10 protein-coding genes are annotated in these 18886 nt (G+C 41.1%); all 10 read left to right on the top strand.

What is annotated here, in order from left to right; genetic code table 11:
* The first annotated feature begins 1 nt into the window (after position 1).
* The gene (locus tag ACN0TV_RS06355) at positions 2-1441 is read left to right on the top strand and encodes a glycoside hydrolase family 140 protein (RefSeq protein ID WP_417361225.1); all 1440 of its coding nucleotides are present in this window, start codon (positions 2-4) and stop codon (positions 1439-1441) included.
* Between the two features lie 65 nt (positions 1442-1506).
* A complete protein-coding gene (locus ACN0TV_RS06350; protein ID WP_417361223.1) occupies positions 1507-3096 on the top strand; it encodes a glycoside hydrolase family 28 protein in 1590 nt (529 codons plus the stop codon).
* Positions 3097-3101: 5 nt separating this feature from the next.
* A complete protein-coding gene (locus ACN0TV_RS06345; RefSeq protein ID WP_417361221.1) occupies positions 3102-4088 on the top strand; it encodes a glycoside hydrolase family 43 protein in 987 nt (328 codons plus the stop codon).
* A 24-nt stretch (positions 4089-4112) separates the two neighbouring features.
* Entirely contained in the window at positions 4113-5972 is a 1860-nt protein-coding gene (locus ACN0TV_RS06340; protein WP_417361219.1) for a six-hairpin glycosidase, read from the top strand.
* A 4-nt stretch (positions 5973-5976) separates the two neighbouring features.
* Entirely contained in the window at positions 5977-8763 is a 2787-nt protein-coding gene (locus tag ACN0TV_RS06335) for a glycoside hydrolase family 78 protein (protein WP_417361217.1), read from the top strand.
* Between the two features lie 11 nt (positions 8764-8774).
* Positions 8775-10193: an alpha/beta hydrolase family protein gene (locus ACN0TV_RS06330; protein ID WP_417361216.1), complete on the top strand. Its 1419-nt coding sequence runs from the start codon at positions 8775-8777 to the stop codon at positions 10191-10193.
* A gap of 11 nt (positions 10194-10204) precedes the next feature.
* Entirely contained in the window at positions 10205-12664 is a 2460-nt protein-coding gene (locus ACN0TV_RS06325) for a glycosyl hydrolase family 95 catalytic domain-containing protein (protein WP_417361214.1), read from the top strand.
* Entirely contained in the window at positions 12654-14234 is a 1581-nt protein-coding gene (locus tag ACN0TV_RS06320; protein ID WP_417361212.1) for an MGH1-like glycoside hydrolase domain-containing protein, read from the top strand. Before ACN0TV_RS06325 ends, ACN0TV_RS06320 begins: the two co-directional genes overlap by 11 nt.
* Positions 14235-14395: 161 nt before the next feature.
* Entirely contained in the window at positions 14396-15322 is a 927-nt protein-coding gene (locus tag ACN0TV_RS06315; RefSeq protein ID WP_417361210.1) for a sugar phosphate isomerase/epimerase family protein, read from the top strand.
* A 12-nt stretch (positions 15323-15334) separates the two neighbouring features.
* Positions 15335-18886: a malectin domain-containing carbohydrate-binding protein gene (locus ACN0TV_RS06310; RefSeq protein WP_417361208.1), complete on the top strand. Its 3552-nt coding sequence runs from the start codon at positions 15335-15337 to the stop codon at positions 18884-18886.

The following is an 18886-nucleotide window of genomic DNA, read 5'->3' as shown; positions in this document are numbered from 1 at the left end:
TATGAAAATGAAAACCTTTCTTATCAACTCAAGTTTTGCCCTTTTGGCAAGTTGCTTATTGGGTTGCAAGCAAAACAATAAAAAGACAACAGAATCAGAAAATACAGTAATATCAGCTCCCGACACAGGATTGAGCCGTCTGGAGATTTCTGAGAATCATCGGTATTTTGTCCATGAGAACGGGGATCCATTTTTTTGGCTTGGTGACACAGGTTGGCTTATGTTTAACCGTTTGGACCGAAATGAAATTAAGGCGTATATAGAGGATAGAGAATCTAAAGGGTTTAATGTTATACAGGCGATGGTGTTGCATTCTCTTGATGCCGTCAATGTTTACAAGGATACTGCTTTGGTTGCTCAGAATGTTTCTAAACCTATAGCTACTGAAGGGGCCAAAGTAAGCGACTCTGCGCAGTATGATTTTTGGGATCATATCGATTATGCTGTAAAAACAGCAGAAGAGCACGGGATCTATATGGCGCTAGTTCCGGTGTGGGGAAACAATGTTAAAGATGGCAAAGTTACCGCAGAGCAAGGAAAAGCCTATGCTAAGTTTTTAGCCCAAAGATATAAAGATACCAAGAACATTATCTGGCTTAATGGCGGCGATACTTTTGGAAATGAATATACCGACGTTTGGCAGGCTATTGGAGAAACATTGGATCAGTATAATCCACAAACCCTTATCACCTTTCATCCCCGAGGCAGACATGATTCCTCGGATTGGTTTCACAATGAAAACTGGTTGGATTTCAATATGTTTCAATCGGGACACAGACGCTACGATCAGGATGATACCGATAGGGCTTATGGTGAAGATAATTGGCGTTTCGTTCAAGCGGATTATGCGTTGAAACCTACAAAACCTACCCTGGATGGTGAACCGTCGTATGAGGGTATCCCACAAGGTTTACACGACACACTTCAACCTTTTTGGAAAGCCAAAGATGTTAGGAGATATGCGTATTGGTCCGTTTTCCAAGGAGCGGCTGGTTTTACCTACGGACATAGTGCAGTGATGCAGATGCATCCGGAGGGTCCGGAAACCGGTGCTTACGGGAATAAAATGCCATGGGATGTCGCACTCGATGATCCGGGAGCCAAGCAGATGCAGCATTTGAAAAAACTACTGACGTCCTACCCATTTTTAAGCGGACAGCCTGATAGTACCTTGGTAATCAACCAAGGGGAACGTTATCAGTACATGCCGGCAACTGTTGGCCAAGGCTACGTCATGGTGTATACCTATGACGGTCGAACTATTGAAATTAAGGCGGATGCCCTTGCTTTTGACTCCTTTACAGCGAGTTGGTATAATCCTAGAAACGGGGAGAAGTCTGCATTGGAGTTATCGGATAAAAAAGGAGATCGATATAGTTTTCAGCCCCCCGGAGAACAAGCTGATGGAAATGATTGGGTACTCATTATTGAAGCAAAATAAAATTCAAGAAAAAATAGAATACCAGAACAAATACAAACGAAATAAGAACTGAATAAGAACCAATAATGATATCTAAATTTTACAACTTTCGCTGGGCACTTGCCGGACTACTTTTTATGTTACCGCTTTTGATGCACTCTCAAAATCAATGGATTAACATAGGGGAACTAAAAAAAGGAGGTGCGGATGAGTTGCTTACCAAGACGATTCAACAAGCCATTGATCAGGCAGCCGAAAAAGGGGGAGGAACGATATATTTCCCTGCAGGGGATTATTTAACCGGAGCCATTCATTTTAAAACTAACATCACCCTGCATCTTGATGCGGGAGCCGTGTTGCGGTTTTCGGACGATTTTGATAATTATCTGCCCTTTGTTCAGACGCGATGGGAAGGCACAGTGATGAATAATTTTTCACCGCTGATCTACGCAAAGAATGTGAAAAATATTGCCATCACCGGTAGGGGAGTTATCGATGGTCAAGGAAAAAAATGGTGGAATGCCATGTATGATATTGAATTGGCCAAAGAAAAGCGGCCATTAAATAAATACCAAAAAATGTGGCAAGAGGCTAATCCAAATTTGGAAACATCCGATTACTACCAACGTACGATGAATTTGAAATTTTTCAGACCGCCATTGTTTCAGGCATTTCAATCGGAGAATATTCTAATCGAAGGGGTGACCATTAAAAACAGCCCTTTCTGGACTATTAATCCTGCTTTTTGTAATAATATTAGAATCACGGGGGTTACCATCTATAATCCACCGTCCCCCAATACCGATGGTATCAATCCGACTTCCTGTAAAAATGTACATATTTCTGATTGCCATATTAGTGTTGGTGATGATTGTATTACCATTAAATCCGGTCGTGATGCCGATGGACGTAAATGGGCTACACCAACAGAAAATGTAACCATTACCAATTGCACAATGCTTAACGGGCATGGCGGAGTGGTCATTGGAAGCGAGGTTTCCGGAGGGATAAAAAAAGTAACTATTTCCAACTGTGTCTTTGATGGCACAGATCGTGGAATTCGGTTGAAGACCGCTAGAGGTAGAGGTGGTTATGTGGAAGATATTCGTGTATCCAACGTTGTGATGAACAACATCCAAAAGGAAGCCATTATGATGAATATGTATTATGATAAAAATACCAAGGTGGCTCCCGTAACGGAAGAAACGCCTGTATTTAAAAATATTCATTTCTCCGGTATCACCGGTAGGAACATCAATACGGCGACCAAAGTTTTAGGTATCGAAGAAATGCCGGTTTCCAATATTCGATTTTCTGATATTCAGATGGATGCCAAAGAAGGTTTTTATATTTCAAAAGCTTCCGGAGTTGAATTGCATGATGTTACGGTGACCACAGAACTAGGTGCTTCCTTTGAATTGATCGATTCTGATATGGTGGTACTGGATAATATCAAAACATTGAAACCATTAGAGAATACCCCAGTGGTGAAACTAGAAAATGTTCAGCAATTGCTGCTTTCCAATACTTCATTATTTTCGCCTATGGATCAATTCTTATCGGTTTCCGGGGAGAAAAATAAGGAAATTTACCTATTGAATAATTTGACGCCTCATGCTGAAAAGCCACTTGTAAAAAGTGATCAGGTAAAGAAAAACGCAATCATTCAAAAATAATACAAATGCAAAAGGGATTGTTATTTTTAATTTTGATGCTCTCAATTTCCTGTAAAGATAAATCCGTTGAGCAATCAAAGGATGGAATAGATCCATCTTCGGATCGTATAGCGCAAAAGGCCAATGATTCACTTTATTTGTTCACAAGCTTTAGAGAGCCTGCCGATAAAGGTTTATTTCTGGCTTATAGTTCGGATGGTTATCAGTGGGAGGATTTAAAAGGGCCATATCTGGAGCCTAAAGTGGGTAAAAGTGGTATTATGAGAGATCCTTCTGTAGTTAAGGGACCTGACGGCACCTACCATATGGTGTGGACTACGGATTGGCGAGGCGGAAACGGTTTTGGTTATGCCAGTACAAAGGATTTTATTCATTGGACTCAGCAACGTTTTATACCGGTGATGGAACATGAGCCGGAGGTGGTCAATGTTTGGGCTCCCGAACTATTTTATGATCAGGATCGTGATCGGTTCATCATCATTTGGGCATCTACCATTCCTTTTCGTTTTGAAAAGGGAGAAGAAGAGGAAAAGAATAATCACCGTATGTATTTTACGACCACTTCAGATTTTGAGGAATTCACTTCCACAGAATTGTTGATGGATGCCGGGTTTAGTATGATTGATTGTGTGATTGTCAAAAGAGCAAAGGATGATTACGTGCTTGTTATGAAGGATAATACACGTCCTAACAGGCATCTTTTAGCCGGATTTGCATCCGATCCTTTGGGGCCTTATACGCATTTTACCAAACCTTTCAGCGGGTTTTTATCCGAAGGGCCAACGGTGATAGAAGAGGATGGGAAATTCATCATATATTACGATAATTACGGTGAGAAAAATTATGCCGCCGTAGCAACTGAAGACTTTCATGAGTTTGAAGATATCAGTGATCAAATAAAATTACCTGAGGGACATAAACACGGTACCATTACCAAAATTTCAAAAGCAGCACTTCAGGGATTAGTAACCAAAAGCAAAATGTTTCAATAGCAGTTGTTGATTAATACTTTACTTATGCGAATACTTTCAAAGAATTTACCCAAACTTGTCTTAGGCCTGTGCCTAGGGTTGTTTTGTAATACAGCTGCTAGTCAGCAAGCGGATACTGCACGTTATGTGGGGTCTACACTTTCCAATATCGATTATCACCACGGCCAGTTAAGACCTGCAGTGGGAACCCACGCTACGCAAATAATGCGAGCTAGCAGGGAACATCCCGAGTTGGCTGATGATATGGGATGGACTTATAATCATGCCCCCAATATAGCCTATTGGAACGATACCTTTTTTGTTCAATATTTGAATGACTCCATCAGCGAACATGTACCGCCGAGTACAACCTTGTTGATTACCTCAAAAGATGGCTCCAATTGGTCCAAACCCGAGGTTATTTTTCCCAGGTATAAAATTCCGGATGGATGGACAAAAGAGGGCGTGGAAGGCGTAGCCAAAGATATTACAGCGGTGATGCACCAACGTATGGGATTTTATGTGGCCACTAATGGCCGTATGCTGACGCTGGCCTATTACGGAATTGCTTTAAACGAAAAGGATGACCCCAACGATGGTAAAGGAATCGGTCGGGTGGTCAGAGAAATATATAAGGATGGAAGCTTAGGGCCTATTTATTTTATTCGGTACAATAAAACCTGGGACAAGTCGCTATCTGAATTTCCATTTTATAAAAAGAGTAAAGATCGCGGATTCAAAAAGGCATGTGAAGAATTACTGGACACGCCACTGATGATGCAACAATGGGTGGAGGAACAAGACAGAGATGATCCGCTGATTCCCTTAAAAGATCAATTTAAAGCATTCAGTTATTACCATTTGGAAGATGGAAGAGTAGTCGGCTGGTGGAAACATGCCTTGACCTCCATGAGTCTTGACCATGGCAAAACCTGGGAATACCACCCACTAAGAGCACCAGGATTTGTGAATAGCAATGCTAAAATTTGGGGACAAAGAACATCAGATGGAAATTATGCAACGGTGTACAATCCCTCTGAGTATAGATGGCCACTGGCGATTTCTACCAGTGAAGATGGCCTGAACTATACTAACTTATTCTTGGTTCATGGGGAGATCAGTCCGATGCGCTATGGCGGAAATTACAAATCATACGGTCCTCAGTATGTAAGAGGTATTCTGGAAGGTAACGGTGCTCCTGATTCCGGTGATCTGTGGGTTACCTATAGTGTGAACAAAGAAGATATATGGGTAGCCAAAATTCCAGTGCCTGTAACAGCCACTGCGGATTCACATGCCAATGAGGTGTTCAATGAACTTCCTGACGGGAAGGAACTTGATAAATGGAACTACTACGATTTAAAATGGGCAACGGTGGATATTGAACATTTAAACGGTGAGAAATATCTGGCATTAAAAGATAAAGATGCTTTTGATTACGCGCTTGCACAACGCATCATTCCTACTACTGAAAATTTACATGCCAATTTCACAGTGGTGCCCGAACAAAATGATCACGGTATCTTGCAAATTGAGTTTCAAAACGCCAAAGGTTCTCCGGCGGCAAGGCTCATTTTCAACGACAATGGTGAATTGATCGCAAAAGCAGGTGCTCGTTATAAAAAAATACTGGACTATACGGCCGGTGAGGCTTACGAAATTGATATCAAGCTGGAAAGCAGTACACGTTCCTATACATTAACCGTCAATGGAGAAAACGAAATGTATAGAATCCTTTATGCCCCAGTACATGAATTTGAACGAATTATGTTCCGAACCGGCGAGCAGCGCTATTTTCCAAACCCGGATACCCCTGCGGATAATTATAGCGATTTAAAGGATACCGGAAAACAAATACCACAGGCGGCTTATTATATTAAATCTCTAAAAACCAATAGCTTTTAGACATATGCGGTTTACTCACTATTTTTTATTCGTTTTCGGAATTCTATTGCTTTGTTCCTGTCAAGGTGAATCTTCTCAGACAAAGGGAGCCGTTTCGGTTACAAATATGCAACTGGGCTTTAACAATCAGGCTGTAGGCGTGGCAACATCAGATGTGAAATTCGGATGGCAACTGCTATCTTCACTTTCTGATGTCCGACAGCAGGCATATCAAATTGTAATCTCCGAATCTGAGGATTTTGAAAAGGATAAACTATGGGACAGCGGTAAAATAGATTCTGATCAAAGCAGACTAGTGGCATACAAGGGTCCGGAATTAGTGAATGCAAATGACTACTACTGGAGAGTCAAGGTTTGGACCTCAAAGACACCGGAAGGTCATTGGAGCGAGTCTGCTCATTTTTATACTGCTCCTAATACCAAGCAATTAAATGGGCAATGGATTGGAGCCATTCGTAGGGAGCACAGTCATTTGCCTAAAGGGCGAAAAATGCACACAGCAACCTTTAAAAAATCAAAAAGAGATTCAATTGTCGCTGCGGTAGATCCTCTGGCTTGGCGAAGTATTATGCTGCGCAAAGAATTTAAATCAGAAAAGAAACTTACATCTGCTAAAGTTTATGTTTCCGGACTTGGGCATTATAAACTAAGCATAAATAGCGAGCCTATAGGACAAAGTGAATTTGCACCCTTATGGTCAGATTACGACAAAACTGTATACTATAATATATATGATGTTACCCGGCAGTTAAAACAGGGTGATAATGCCATTGGGGTGTTGCTTGGCAATGGAATGTATAATGTCATAGGAGGAAGATATTCTAAGTTTTTTGTAAGCTTCGGGCCACCGACTCTGTATTTCCAATTGGAATTGCAATATGAAGACGGAAGCACCCAAACTATTCATTCTGACAGCAGTTGGAAGTATGCGAAAAGCCCTATTGTGTTTAATACCCTTTTTGGGGGTGAGGACTACGATGCCCGCTTGGAACAAAGCGGATGGGATGCTCCCGGTTTTGACCAGATGCAATGGAATGAAGTGGTGGTTCAAGATGCGCCAAAAGGAAAACTGACAGCGCAATCGGCTCCTTCGGTAAAGGTTATTGATACCTTTGGGGTAAAGGAAGTTAAAACGATTAATGATTCAACATATGTGTTGGATATGGGGCAAAATCTTTCTGGTTTTCCTGAGTTTAAGGCTAAGGGTAAAAAAGGTCAAAAGATACGGATCTGGGCTGGTGAAAAGTTAAAAGACGATGGTCAAATTTCACAAGGAGGATCCGGAAAACCGTATTATTTTGAATACACATTTAAAGGAGATAGTGTAGTGTATTGGAAGCCGAATTTTAGTTATTACGGATACCAGTATTTACAAATAGAAAATGCTAATTACAAGGAAGATAAAATTAAGGATCTGCCTACAGTGTTGGAGATTAATTCTTTATTTGTCAGTAACAGTACAGCGGTAGCCGGAACTTTTTCTTGTTCCAATGAAATCTTCAACAAGGCACATCATCTTATCAATGCAGCGGTAAAAAGCAATTTTCATGCTGTTTTTACGGATTGTCCGCATCGTGAGAAATTAGGCTGGCTGGAAGAAACGCACCTGAACGGACCCGGACTTGTTTACAATTACCATTTGGAAGGATTTATCCCCAAAGTGATGAAAGATATTTCAGATGCCCAACGAGACAGTGGACTTATTCCAAACATTGCTCCGGAATACATTAGTTTCGGCGGAGATTTTACTGATTCGCCTGAATGGGGAATGGCAGGGGTGATGCTACCTTGGATGTATTACAACAATTACGGGGATAGTTCTCTTATAACCCAATACTATTCGGTGATGAAGGATTATGTAGATTACCTTTCCACCACAGCTGAGGATAACATTGTTTCTCATGGTTTGGGTGATTGGTATGATTATGGAGAACATGCGGCCGGATATTCTAAGAACAGCCCCATTGCACTCTCTGCCACCAGTCATTATTTTTATGGTGTAACCTTGGTTGCCAGGGCGGCTAAATTGTTAGAAAAGTCTGAAGATGCACAAAAATATGAAAAGCTTGCAGAACAAATACGGACTTCATTTAATAAAAAGTTTTACCATTCAGATAAGGGGTTCTATGGTACCGGAAGTCAATTTAGTAATGCTGTGCCTTTATTTATGGACATTGTAGAGCCACAAGAAAAAGAACGGGTTCTGCAAAGTTTAATTGATACCATCGCAGGTAATAATTACCGTCTTACGACTGGAGACGTTGGGAATCGTTATTTATTTCAGGCCTTGGCACAAAATGGAAAAAATGAGGTGATGTATAAAATGCAAAATCATTATGATACTCCCGGTTATGGTTTTCAGATTCAATTTGGATTGACCACTTTAACCGAGCAATGGGATCCTCGTAAAGGGAATTCCCTCAATCATTTTATGATGGGACAAATAGAGGAATGGTTTTATAAAAGCCTGGCAGGGATTACTTATGATCCCGAAAATCCAGGATATAAGCATTTCTTTTTACAACCTGAATTAGTAGGAGATATGGAGTTTGTCAATGCCTCATATGAGTCCATTTACGGCACCATTGTCTCGAGCTGGCAGCGCAATGATAATCGGGTGATTTTTGAATTCAGCATTCCTGCCAATAGTAGTGCCACTGTTAAACTACCGCTTGTTAATTTTTCTAAACTCAAGGTGAATGACAAACAATGGACGCGTTATAAAGCTGATGAAGCCAAAACGATTTTGGAATTAGGATCGGGAAATTACAAGGTGGAGGTAACGCTTTAATATAATCACAAATGAAGATTTTTAAAATTAAATATTGTACAAATGTTGCTTTCTCTCTGGTGCTTTTGTGCTGCGCAAGTCAAATGAGTGCTCAAAATTCGGATACCAAATATCGCGTGCCCATAAAGCAAAGCATGGAAAAGATTGAACGTATTTACGGTGTAGAAATTCTTGATAAGGATCAACTCTTGGATGGAAAGTCTCTGAATTATGGGGATTGGCGCATCTCAAAATATCAACTGGAGGTTTCGCTTACGGCCTTACTTTCTCCCTTCGATTTGATGTATTGGAAGGTTTCAGATTCTGTTTATGAGATCAAAAAATTTGATTATCCCAGAAGAACACCGGATATAGGGGCGCAGCGCCTGGAATACCTCAAGGGGCTGTATACCAATAGCGCAGAATGGGAGCAAAGAAAAGGTGTATTAAAAAGTTGTATGGTGGAAGCCTTGTGGTTAAATAAGACACCTGAGCTGGATAAGCCCAAACTTATTTTAACTGATAAAAGAATTTATAAAAGGCAGGGGTATAGCGTTGAAAACATTGCTTTGGAAGTGTTGCCCGGGGTATATACCACGGGTTCTATATACAAGCCTTATCCTTTGAAAAAAAATCACGCGGTAATCTTATCTCCCAATGGACACTTTGGAGACGGTCGCTATAGAGAGAGTGAGCAAATTCGTTGTGCCAACCTTGCTAAAATGGGAGCTGTTACAGTGAGCTATGATCTGTTTGGATGGGGGGAATCTGCACTTCAGTTTCCATCGAACTACCACCGGACCAGTATAGCGCAAACCATGCAAGTTTTAAACGGCATAAAATTATTGGACTACCTTCTCGGACTTCCCTTTGTGGATCCCTCTAGGGTAGGTATTACCGGAGGTTCCGGAGGGGGGTCTCAAAGTCTGTTTCTCACGGCAATAGATGATCGTATTCAGGTATCAGTACCTGTGGTAATGGTCTCTTCATATTTCTCCGGAGGCTGTCCCTGTGAGAGTGGACAACCCATTCACCTGTGTGGTGATGGAACCAATAATGCGGAAATTGCTGCAATGGCAGCTCCGCGGCCACAATTGATTATTTCAGACGGTGGGGATTGGACGCAGCATGTTCCGGACTTAGAATTTCCATTTATCCAATCTGTCTATGGGTTTTACCATACTAAGGACAGGGTGGAGAACAGCCACTTCGCCGATGAAGGTCATGACTACAAGATTTCTAAACGAATGGCCATGTATCCATTTATGGCAAAGTATCTCAAACTTGATTTACAGATTATCCAAGACAAAAAAGGAAGTATTGAGGAGAAAATACACCTGGAGACGGAACAACAAATGAAGGTGTTCGGTGCTAAAGGTGAAAAACTGCCAAAGGATGCTTTGAAAGAAATTGATAAGCTCTACAGCTTTTTTGGACGAACCCATTCATAAAACACAAACCGATGAATAAATCTATAATCTCCATATATCTATTACTGCTGTTTACGATAGTATTTCAAGCGGAGGCACAACAACAAAGTGATTTAAAACTATGGTACGATGCCCCATCGGAAAATTGGAACCAGGCACTTCCCATAGGTAATGGAAGACTAGGGGCTATGGTTTTTGGAAATCCTGCTGTTGAAAGATTGCAAATTAATGAAGAAACTATTTGGGCAGGATCGCCAAATAGTATTGCTCATGAAAAGGCCTTGGTGGCCTTGCCAAAGGTGAGACAGCTCATATTTGAAGGAAAATATAAAGAGGCACAGGATCTTGCCACTTCTGATATTCGGTCTCAGACTAACAATGGAATGCCTTACCAGACCTTTGGTGATGTATTTATAAATTTTCCGGGTCACGGAGTTTATAGCGATTATTACAGAGATTTAGATATTCAAAAGGCCACTGCTTCGGTAGCCTATACCGTGGATGGGGTGCGTTATAAAAGGGAGATCATTACAGCTTTTAAAGACGATGTTATTGCGGTACTATTAACGGCAGACAGTCCTGGGAGTATCAATTGTAACATCGCTATGAGCAGTCCTTTCGATAAGACAGATGCCGTAAGTAGAGGTGATATCATTATGTTAAATGGCACCTCGAGCAATCATGAAGGACTTCGCGGGGAAGTGGATTTTGAAGGAAGACTTGGAGTCCGTACTCAAGGGGGAACTGCTATTTCAGAAAATGGTTATATCACCATTAAGGATGCTGATCAGGTGACGATCTATATCTCAGTTGCTACTAATTTTGTAAATTATAAAGATCTTTCTGCTGATCCCAGAAAGATAGCAACGGATAAGCTACAGAACGTATTAAAAAGAGATTTTGATGCCGTAAAAAAAGACCATATTTCATATTATGAACAATTCTTTAATCGGGTGAGTCTTGATCTGGGATCCACAAAAGCAGCTGATGCTCCTACAGATAGTCGTATTCGGAATTTTTCAAAACAAAAAGACCCACAGCTTTTGGAGTTGTATTTCCAATTTGGGAGGTATTTGCTAATTTCAAGTTCTCAGCCCGGGGGTCAACCGGCCAACTTGCAAGGGATATGGAATGATATGTTATTCCCACCATGGGAAAGTAAATACACCATGAATATCAATGCGGAGATGAATTATTGGCCGGCAGAGCTTACCAATCTGTCTGAAATGCATGAACCCTTTATACAACTGGCTAAGGAGGTAAGTGAAACAGGAGCTGAAACGGCCAGAATCATGTATGATGCCGATGGTTGGGTGCTTCATCATAACACCGACATTTGGAGAATTACAGGCCCTATTGACAATGCTCATTCAGGAATGTGGCCTGCTGGAGGTGCTTGGTTAATGCAAGATCTATGGGAGGCCTACTTGTATCGTGGGGATAAGGAGTATCTGGCGGATATTTATCCACTTATGAAAGGATCAGCGGAATTTTTCCTCGATTTTATGATTCCCCATCCTGAATTTGGCTGGATGGTAGTGGTTCCTTCAAATTCTCCTGAAAATTCTCATGGGGGAGGTGAAGGTAATGCATCAATAACTGCTGGAGCTACCATGGAGAATCAACTGTTATTTGATTTATTCAGCAATACTGCAAAGGCAGCTGAACTGCTCTTTAAAGATGCAGTCTTTGTGGAAAAACTTCGACAAGCAAAAGAAAAATTGGCGCCGATGCAAATAGGGCGTTACGGACAATTACAAGAATGGTTAAAAGACTGGGACGATCCCAATGATCATCACCGTCATGTTTCTCATTTATACGGACTTTTTCCGAGTAATCAAATTTCACCTTTTCGAAATCCTGGGCTTTTTGAAGCTTCTAAGGTTGTATTGGCACATCGTGGTGATGAGTCTACCGGATGGTCCATGGGGTGGAAGGTGAATTTATGGGCTCGGCTTCTCGATGGCAACAGAGCTTATGATCTGCTCAATGAGCAACTTAGTTTGGTTACTGAAAAGAAAGATGGTGGGGGAAGTTATCCCAATATGTTGGATGCCCATCCGCCCTTTCAGATCGACGGTAATTTTGGAGTAACGGCGGGTATAGCCGAATTGCTTATGCAGAGTCATGAAGCTGCCATTCATTTGTTACCAGCATTGCCGGATGCCTTGGATGAAGGTCAAGTAAAAGGGATTAAAGCTCGAGGAGGATTCACCATTGATGAATTGCTCTGGAAGAATAATGCTTTGGTACGGGTAACCATTACCTCTAATTTAGGTGGTGCTTTAAGACTTAGAACCGCAACCAAACTTCAGACAACGAACTTGAAAAAAGCCAAAGGAGAAAATCCAAATCACTTTTATGCGATAAACCCGATTAAGGAGCCGTTGGTTGCAGATGGGGTTAAACTTAAAAAACCGGATTTACCAAAATACTATGAATATGATATTAATACTGAAAAGGGTATAACATATACATTTTATGCAAAATAAAATCAATTTTTCAACGCTTTATTCTCGGATAATTCCAAGTGCCGTTATGGCTTTTTTGGTAATGAGTTCATGTACCACAGTGGAGAATTCAAAAGAAGATTCCACGGTTTTAAAAGCAGAGGACTTTCGCTTCCATGTGGATAAATTTAATGCCATGGAAGACGAGAATATAATTCAGGCCATACCTAATGATAGTTCATGGAGCTGGATGAAGGAGAATATACCGCTTTTTGAAAGTTCGCAAAAGAATTTTGAAGAGATGTATTATTACCGCTGGTGGACCGCAAGAAAACATATTAAGGAAACGCCTCAAGGCTATGGAATTACTGAATTCTTGGTGGAACGTTCCTATGCTGATAAATACAATCTTATTAGTTGTGCACTCGGCCATCATATCCATGAATTTCGATGGTTACACGACAAGGAATATATCAATCAAAATGTGCATTTGTGGTTTCGGGGCAACGATGGCGAGCCGATGGAAAAGCTCAGAAAATTTAGCAGCTGGACCGCATCGAGTTTGTATCAAAAATATTTAGTGGATTCGGATAAGGAGTACCTATTGGACATGCTACCCGATCTTGTGAAAGAATATAAAGCATGGGAGGGTGATCGAAAAAGAGCAGATGGCCTTTTTTGGCAATACGATGTCAAAGATGGTATGGAGGAATCCCTCAGTGGTGGACGACATGTCCAAAATGCAAGGCCTACCATTAATAGCTATATGTATGCCAATGCCGTTGCCATTGCTAAAATAGCCAATGTCAAGGGAGATAGTGAGCTCGCAAAAACCTTTAAAGCAAAGGCCGATACGCTCAAAGAATTAATTGAAGAAAAATTGTGGAATTCTAAAGATCAATTTTTTGAAACCTTTACAGAAAAAGATACCTCGTCCAATGTTCGTGAAGCCATTGGTTTTATACCCTGGTATTTTAACCTTCCACAGGATAACGCTAAATACAATGCTGCCTGGAATCAACTTATGAATGAGGAAAGCTTTTTAGCGCCATTTGGATTAACCACAGCGGAGCGCAGCGATCCTCTCTTTCGTTCTCATGGCACAGGAACCTGTGAATGGGACGGTGCTGTATGGCCATTTGCAAGTTCGCAAACCATGACCGCGATGGCTAATTTTATGAACAATTACCGACAGGATGTAGTGGACAAAAAAGATTACTATCAGTTAATGAATCTTTATGTGGAATCTCAACACCATAGAGGTCGACCTTATATTGGGGAATATCTTGACGAAACTACGGGGTATTGGCTTATGGGAGATCGCGAGCGAAGTAGATATTACAATCACTCTACTTTTAACGATCTGATTATTACAGGTCTTGTGGGGCTTCGCCCAAGGGCAGATGACAAGATAGAGGTAAACCCTTTACTGCCAGAGGAGGAGTGGGACTACTTTTGTTTGGATAATCTCTTATACCATGGTGATATTATTACAATTCTCTGGGATAAAACAGGTGAAAAATACGGGAAGGGGAAAGGGCTAAAAATCTTTAGAAACGGCAAGCAGGTTGCAGCCTCAGGGAATCTTGGACATTTAATTTCCGAAGACTGATCGGAATGATCCGGTATCGGCTAATTGAACACATGGCCATTATTATAAAAACCACGATGGAAATCGATTGTTGAATCGAAGGGTTTAGGGACAGCACAGGACGCTAATTTTTAAGATTCAGCTTAATTTTCCCCTTGGTTATAAACTAATAAATCAGGAATATGAAAGCTGACTTTTCCCCTATCAATCACAGAAGAAATTTTATCAAGAAAACTGCTCTGGGGTCTCTGGGGGTATATCTGGGATCTTCCTTTGTTACTGCCAATGCCTTGGAATTGGCATCCCTAAGAGCAAACCGCTATAAAATTGCTGTTTGCGATTGGATGATACTCAAAAGACAAAAGCTTAGTGCTTTTGAATTTGCCGAACAAATTAATGCCGACGGTATTGAAATGGATATGGGCGGACTTGGAGATCGTATAACCTTTGACAGCAAACTTGGGGATCCGGAAATAAGAGGAGCATTTCTTCAAAAATCTAAAGAAACTGGTGTCGAAATTAGTTCGGTGGCCATGTCAGGTTTTTATGCCCAATCTTTTGCCACGCGTCCAACGGTGCATTTAATGGTTAAGGATTGTATTGACGTAATGGAGCAGATGAAGGTTAAAAACGCTTTTTTACCTCTTGGTGTTCAGGGGGATATGGTTAAAAATCCGGAACTTCGCCCCGAAATCGTTAAGCGTTTAAAATGGGCTGGTGAAGAAGTGGGTGAGATCGGCGGTGTGATCGCTGTGGAGACCTCCTTTGATGCTGCGGCTGAAAAGGAATTTTTGGAGGAGATCGGCTCTCCACATATTAAAAGCTCATTTAACTTTGCCAATGCTATAAGCAACGGTAAGGATATATCTTCAGAATTGGAAATCCTTGGTAGAAAACATATCGCACAAATTCATGCCAGTAATACCGATGGAGAATTGATTGAAAACGACCCTGCTTTGGATATGCCAAAAATCAAAAAGACGTTGGATAAAATGAATTGGAAGGGTTGGCTAATTGTTGAGCGCTCTCGAGATACAGACGATGTTCATAATCGCAAAGCAAACTACGGAGGTAATGTAGCTTATCTGAAGTCAATTTTTCAACAATAGTAAAGGGGATTTATGATTCACTTAAAATCAATTTTGGCTATTTTTAGCTGTTCAGTGTTTATGATAGCCTGTAACTCTAAAGATAACAGTAAGGAATATACCACGGTCGGAGAAATTACAAAGCCCAGGGATTCAGTGCAATTAAATACGCGGTGGAAAACCGCTCTTGAAGGATCAGATATGCTTTCTGATACTACCGGGATTGTCGGGGATGATTTTGATGATTCAAGATGGCAACAGATTGATGTGCCGCATAATTGGGATCAGTACTACGGGTATCGAAGAAACAAACATGGTAATCTTCACGGCACCGCCTGGTACAGTAAGCGTATCGAAATTACTTCAGAAAACAGTTCTAAGCGACATTTTCTTTTTTTTGAAGGAGTAGGCTCTTATGCTACAGTTTGGGTTAATGGAAACCGGGTAGGTCAGCACAAAGGTGGACGAACTACCTTTACATTGGATATCACGGATGCCATAGCTTTTGACCGTCCTAATCGTATTGTAGTTAAGTCTGAACATCCACCGTTTATTGCAGATCTGCCATGGGTATGTGGGGGATGTTCAGGGGAATGGGGATTTTCTGAAGGATCTCAGCCTTTGGGTATTTTCAGGCCTGTTTCTTTAATTGTAACCAATGCTATTAAAATTGAACCTTTTGGTGTGCATATATGGAATACAGCGGCTATTTCAGAACAAAAGGCGAAGCTTTCTGTAGAAACAGCATTACAAAATTACAGCGAATCCGGTGAGGAAGTTGTGGTGCAAAATACCTTATTAGACAGTTTAGGGAATAGTGTAGCCACTGTTAAAAGTAAGCTTGTATTACAAAACACTGCCGGCAGTACAAAAGTGAAGCAGGAACTTCCTATAGTGAATAATCCAAAATTGTGGTCTCCGGAGAATCCTTATCGGTATACGCTTCAAACGCTTATAAAAAAGGATGGAGAAATTATAGACCAGGTTGAAACTCCTTATGGGATCCGATGGATTAGTTATGCCATGCACCGAGATGATGGAGATCCTCGTTTTTATCTCAACGGAAAGCCTTATTTTATAAACGGAACCTGTGAATATGAGCATTCCATGGGTCGAAGTCATTCCTTTACAAGCACCATGATTGGCGCCAGAGCTGATCAAATTATCGCAGGCGGATTTAATGCCTTTAGAGAGGCACATCAGCCTCATAACCTAAGGTATCAGGAACATTGGGATCGGGAAGGAATCTTGTTTTGGAGCCAGTTTTCTGCTCATATTTGGTATGATACCCCTGAATTTAAAAAGAATTTTAAAACACTGTTGCGTCAGTGGATCAAAGAGCGTAGAAATAGTCCTTCTGTCATTATGTGGGGGCTGCAGAACGAAAGTACCATACCAAAGGCTTTTGCTGTGGAAGCTCTTGAAATTATCAAAGAAATGGACCCGACTGCGTCCTCCCAGCGATTGGTTACCACCTGTAATGGTGGTGAAGGTACCGATTGGAATGTCATACAAAATTGGTCAGGAACTTATGGAGGAAATCCTTATAATTATGCCAATGAACTTAAAAAAGATTTGTTGAATGGAGAATATGGAGCCTGGCGAACTGCGGATCTCCATACCGAGGGTGATTTTGATCAACAAGGTTCTTATAGTGAGGAGCGATTTACGCAACTCATGGAAATTAAGGTCCGGGAAGCCGAAAAAGTAAGAGACAGCGTTGTTGGTCAATACCAATGGTTGTTTAACTCCCATGAGAATCCTGGAAGGATTCAAAACGGCGAAGGTTATCGCGATATTGATAGAGTAGGACCGGTGAATTACAAAGGGCTATTTACTGCCTGGGGTGAACCTTTAGACGCCTATTATATGTACCGAGCCAACTACAGTTCTAAAGAGACGGATCCAATGGTGTATATCGTTTCTCACAGTTGGCCATATCGCTGGGAGAATACAGGATCCAAAAATGGGATTGTGGTGTATTCCAATTGCGATACGGTAGAGTTATTCAATGATGTGGATGGAACTTCGCTGGGCGTTAAAAGTAACCCAGGAATTGGAGAGCATTTTCAATGGGATAATGTACAAATAGATTACAATGTTTTAAGAGCAGTAGGTTATGTGGACGGCAAACAGGTAGCCTCGGATATCATACTGGTTCATTCACTTGAAGAATCTCCTAATTTTGATCAGCTAATTACAACATCTAAAGAGGTGCTAAAACCTCAGGAGGATGCGAATTATATTTATAGAGTGAATGCCGGAGGACCTTCATTTACGGATAGTTTCGGGAATGTTTGGGATGCCGATGTTCACAAAACACAGCAAAACAGTTGGGGCTCCTTGTCCTGGACGGATCAGTTTGAGGATTTGCCTGCCTTTTATGGAAGTCAGCGTAGGATCTGGGATCCTATCGAGCATACAGAAAACTGGGAACTGTTTCAAACCTTTAGGTATGGGATCGATCAGCTGGCTTTTGAGTTCCCCGTGGAAAACGGGAATTACGAGGTAGAGCTTTATTTTGTGGAACCTTGGTATGGAACTGGTGGCGGACTTAACTGTACGAATTGGAGAAATTTTGATGTCGCCATTAATGGTAAGGTGGAGCTGGATAATTTGGATATTTGGAAAGAAGTCGGACATGATGTCGCCCTTAAAAAAAGCGTGAATGTGGAGGTAGAGGATGGTATGATTCGGATTGATTTTCCTGAAGTAGCTTCTTCTCAGGCGGTGATTTCCGCTATTGCAATTAAAGGAAAAGAACAAGAGCCGGCAATAGCTTCCCCCGGTACTATAATCGATCTAAAATCTTCTAACAGTGCCATAGCACATTGGATGGATATTGGACAAAAACAATACAGCGATGTCATTAGCGAAGTTCGTTGGCGTAAATTACCGTATCAGCTTTTTGGAGCGGATTGGATTAGTTTTCACGAGAATAGGGAGGTTTCTGGGAGCTTTGCAGTGAATAAGAAATCGTTTGTGTATGTATTGAGTACAGCCGACTCCCTTGATAGACCAAGTTGGATGGCTGATTTTACTAAAATCAAAGGTACTGCTTCAAATACTAAAAATATGAACTATCATGTTTATCTGGATACTTTAAGTCAGGGAGATAAACTTGAGTTTGGTAATATTTCTTCATCTGAAGCCAGTATTGCAGTTGTCCCTTATTATGAAATGGGAGAAGGCGAAGCCAGTAGACCCTCCGTTTTATTTGAGGCCGAGCAGACCACCTATGAGGCCGAGAAAACTGCATTTTTCAGAAAGGAAACCTATGTGGATTTTGGAAGTACAAGTCCAGCTAATATTCAGTGGGAAGTCAGTACGGGTCTTGCAGGAATTCACCTACTTCGATTTAAATATATGAATGTTTCAAATAAGCCTATAAAGGTTAACTTTGAAATTATTGCGGACAATGGGAATAGCATCAGATCGGATCAATTGACCTTTCCGATAAAGAATGAAAAATGGAAAATCCTTAATACCACTACCGGAGGGTTTATCAATGCAGGAACGTATACTATAAAAATATCCGGAAATGATTTACAAGGACTGCGATTAGAATCTTTTGAATTTCAATAA

The organism is Galbibacter sp. (assembly GCF_048266365.1).
In the GTDB taxonomy this organism is placed as follows: Bacteria; Bacteroidota; Bacteroidia; order Flavobacteriales; family Flavobacteriaceae; genus Galbibacter.
This window is presented reverse-complemented; position numbering and strand designations above follow the sequence as displayed.

Excerpts from the sequence above, each read along its gene's own strand:
- ACN0TV_RS06320 (WP_417361212.1), top strand. The coding sequence starts at position 12,654 with ATGCAAAATAAAATCAATTTTTCAACGCTTTATTCTCGGATAATTCCA.
- ACN0TV_RS06350 (WP_417361223.1), top strand. The coding sequence starts at position 1,507 with ATGATATCTAAATTTTACAACTTTCGCTGGGCACTTGCCGGACTACTT.
- ACN0TV_RS06345 (WP_417361221.1), top strand. The coding sequence starts at position 3,102 with ATGCAAAAGGGATTGTTATTTTTAATTTTGATGCTCTCAATTTCCTGT.
- ACN0TV_RS06325 (WP_417361214.1), top strand. The coding sequence starts at position 10,205 with ATGAATAAATCTATAATCTCCATATATCTATTACTGCTGTTTACGATA.
- ACN0TV_RS06340 (WP_417361219.1), top strand. The coding sequence starts at position 4,113 with ATGCGAATACTTTCAAAGAATTTACCCAAACTTGTCTTAGGCCTGTGC.
- ACN0TV_RS06330 (WP_417361216.1), top strand. The coding sequence starts at position 8,775 with ATGAAGATTTTTAAAATTAAATATTGTACAAATGTTGCTTTCTCTCTG.
- ACN0TV_RS06315 (WP_417361210.1), top strand. The coding sequence starts at position 14,396 with ATGAAAGCTGACTTTTCCCCTATCAATCACAGAAGAAATTTTATCAAG.
- ACN0TV_RS06310 (WP_417361208.1), top strand. The coding sequence starts at position 15,335 with ATGATTCACTTAAAATCAATTTTGGCTATTTTTAGCTGTTCAGTGTTT.
- ACN0TV_RS06355 (WP_417361225.1), top strand. The coding sequence starts at position 2 with ATGAAAATGAAAACCTTTCTTATCAACTCAAGTTTTGCCCTTTTGGCA.
- ACN0TV_RS06335 (WP_417361217.1), top strand. The coding sequence starts at position 5,977 with ATGCGGTTTACTCACTATTTTTTATTCGTTTTCGGAATTCTATTGCTT.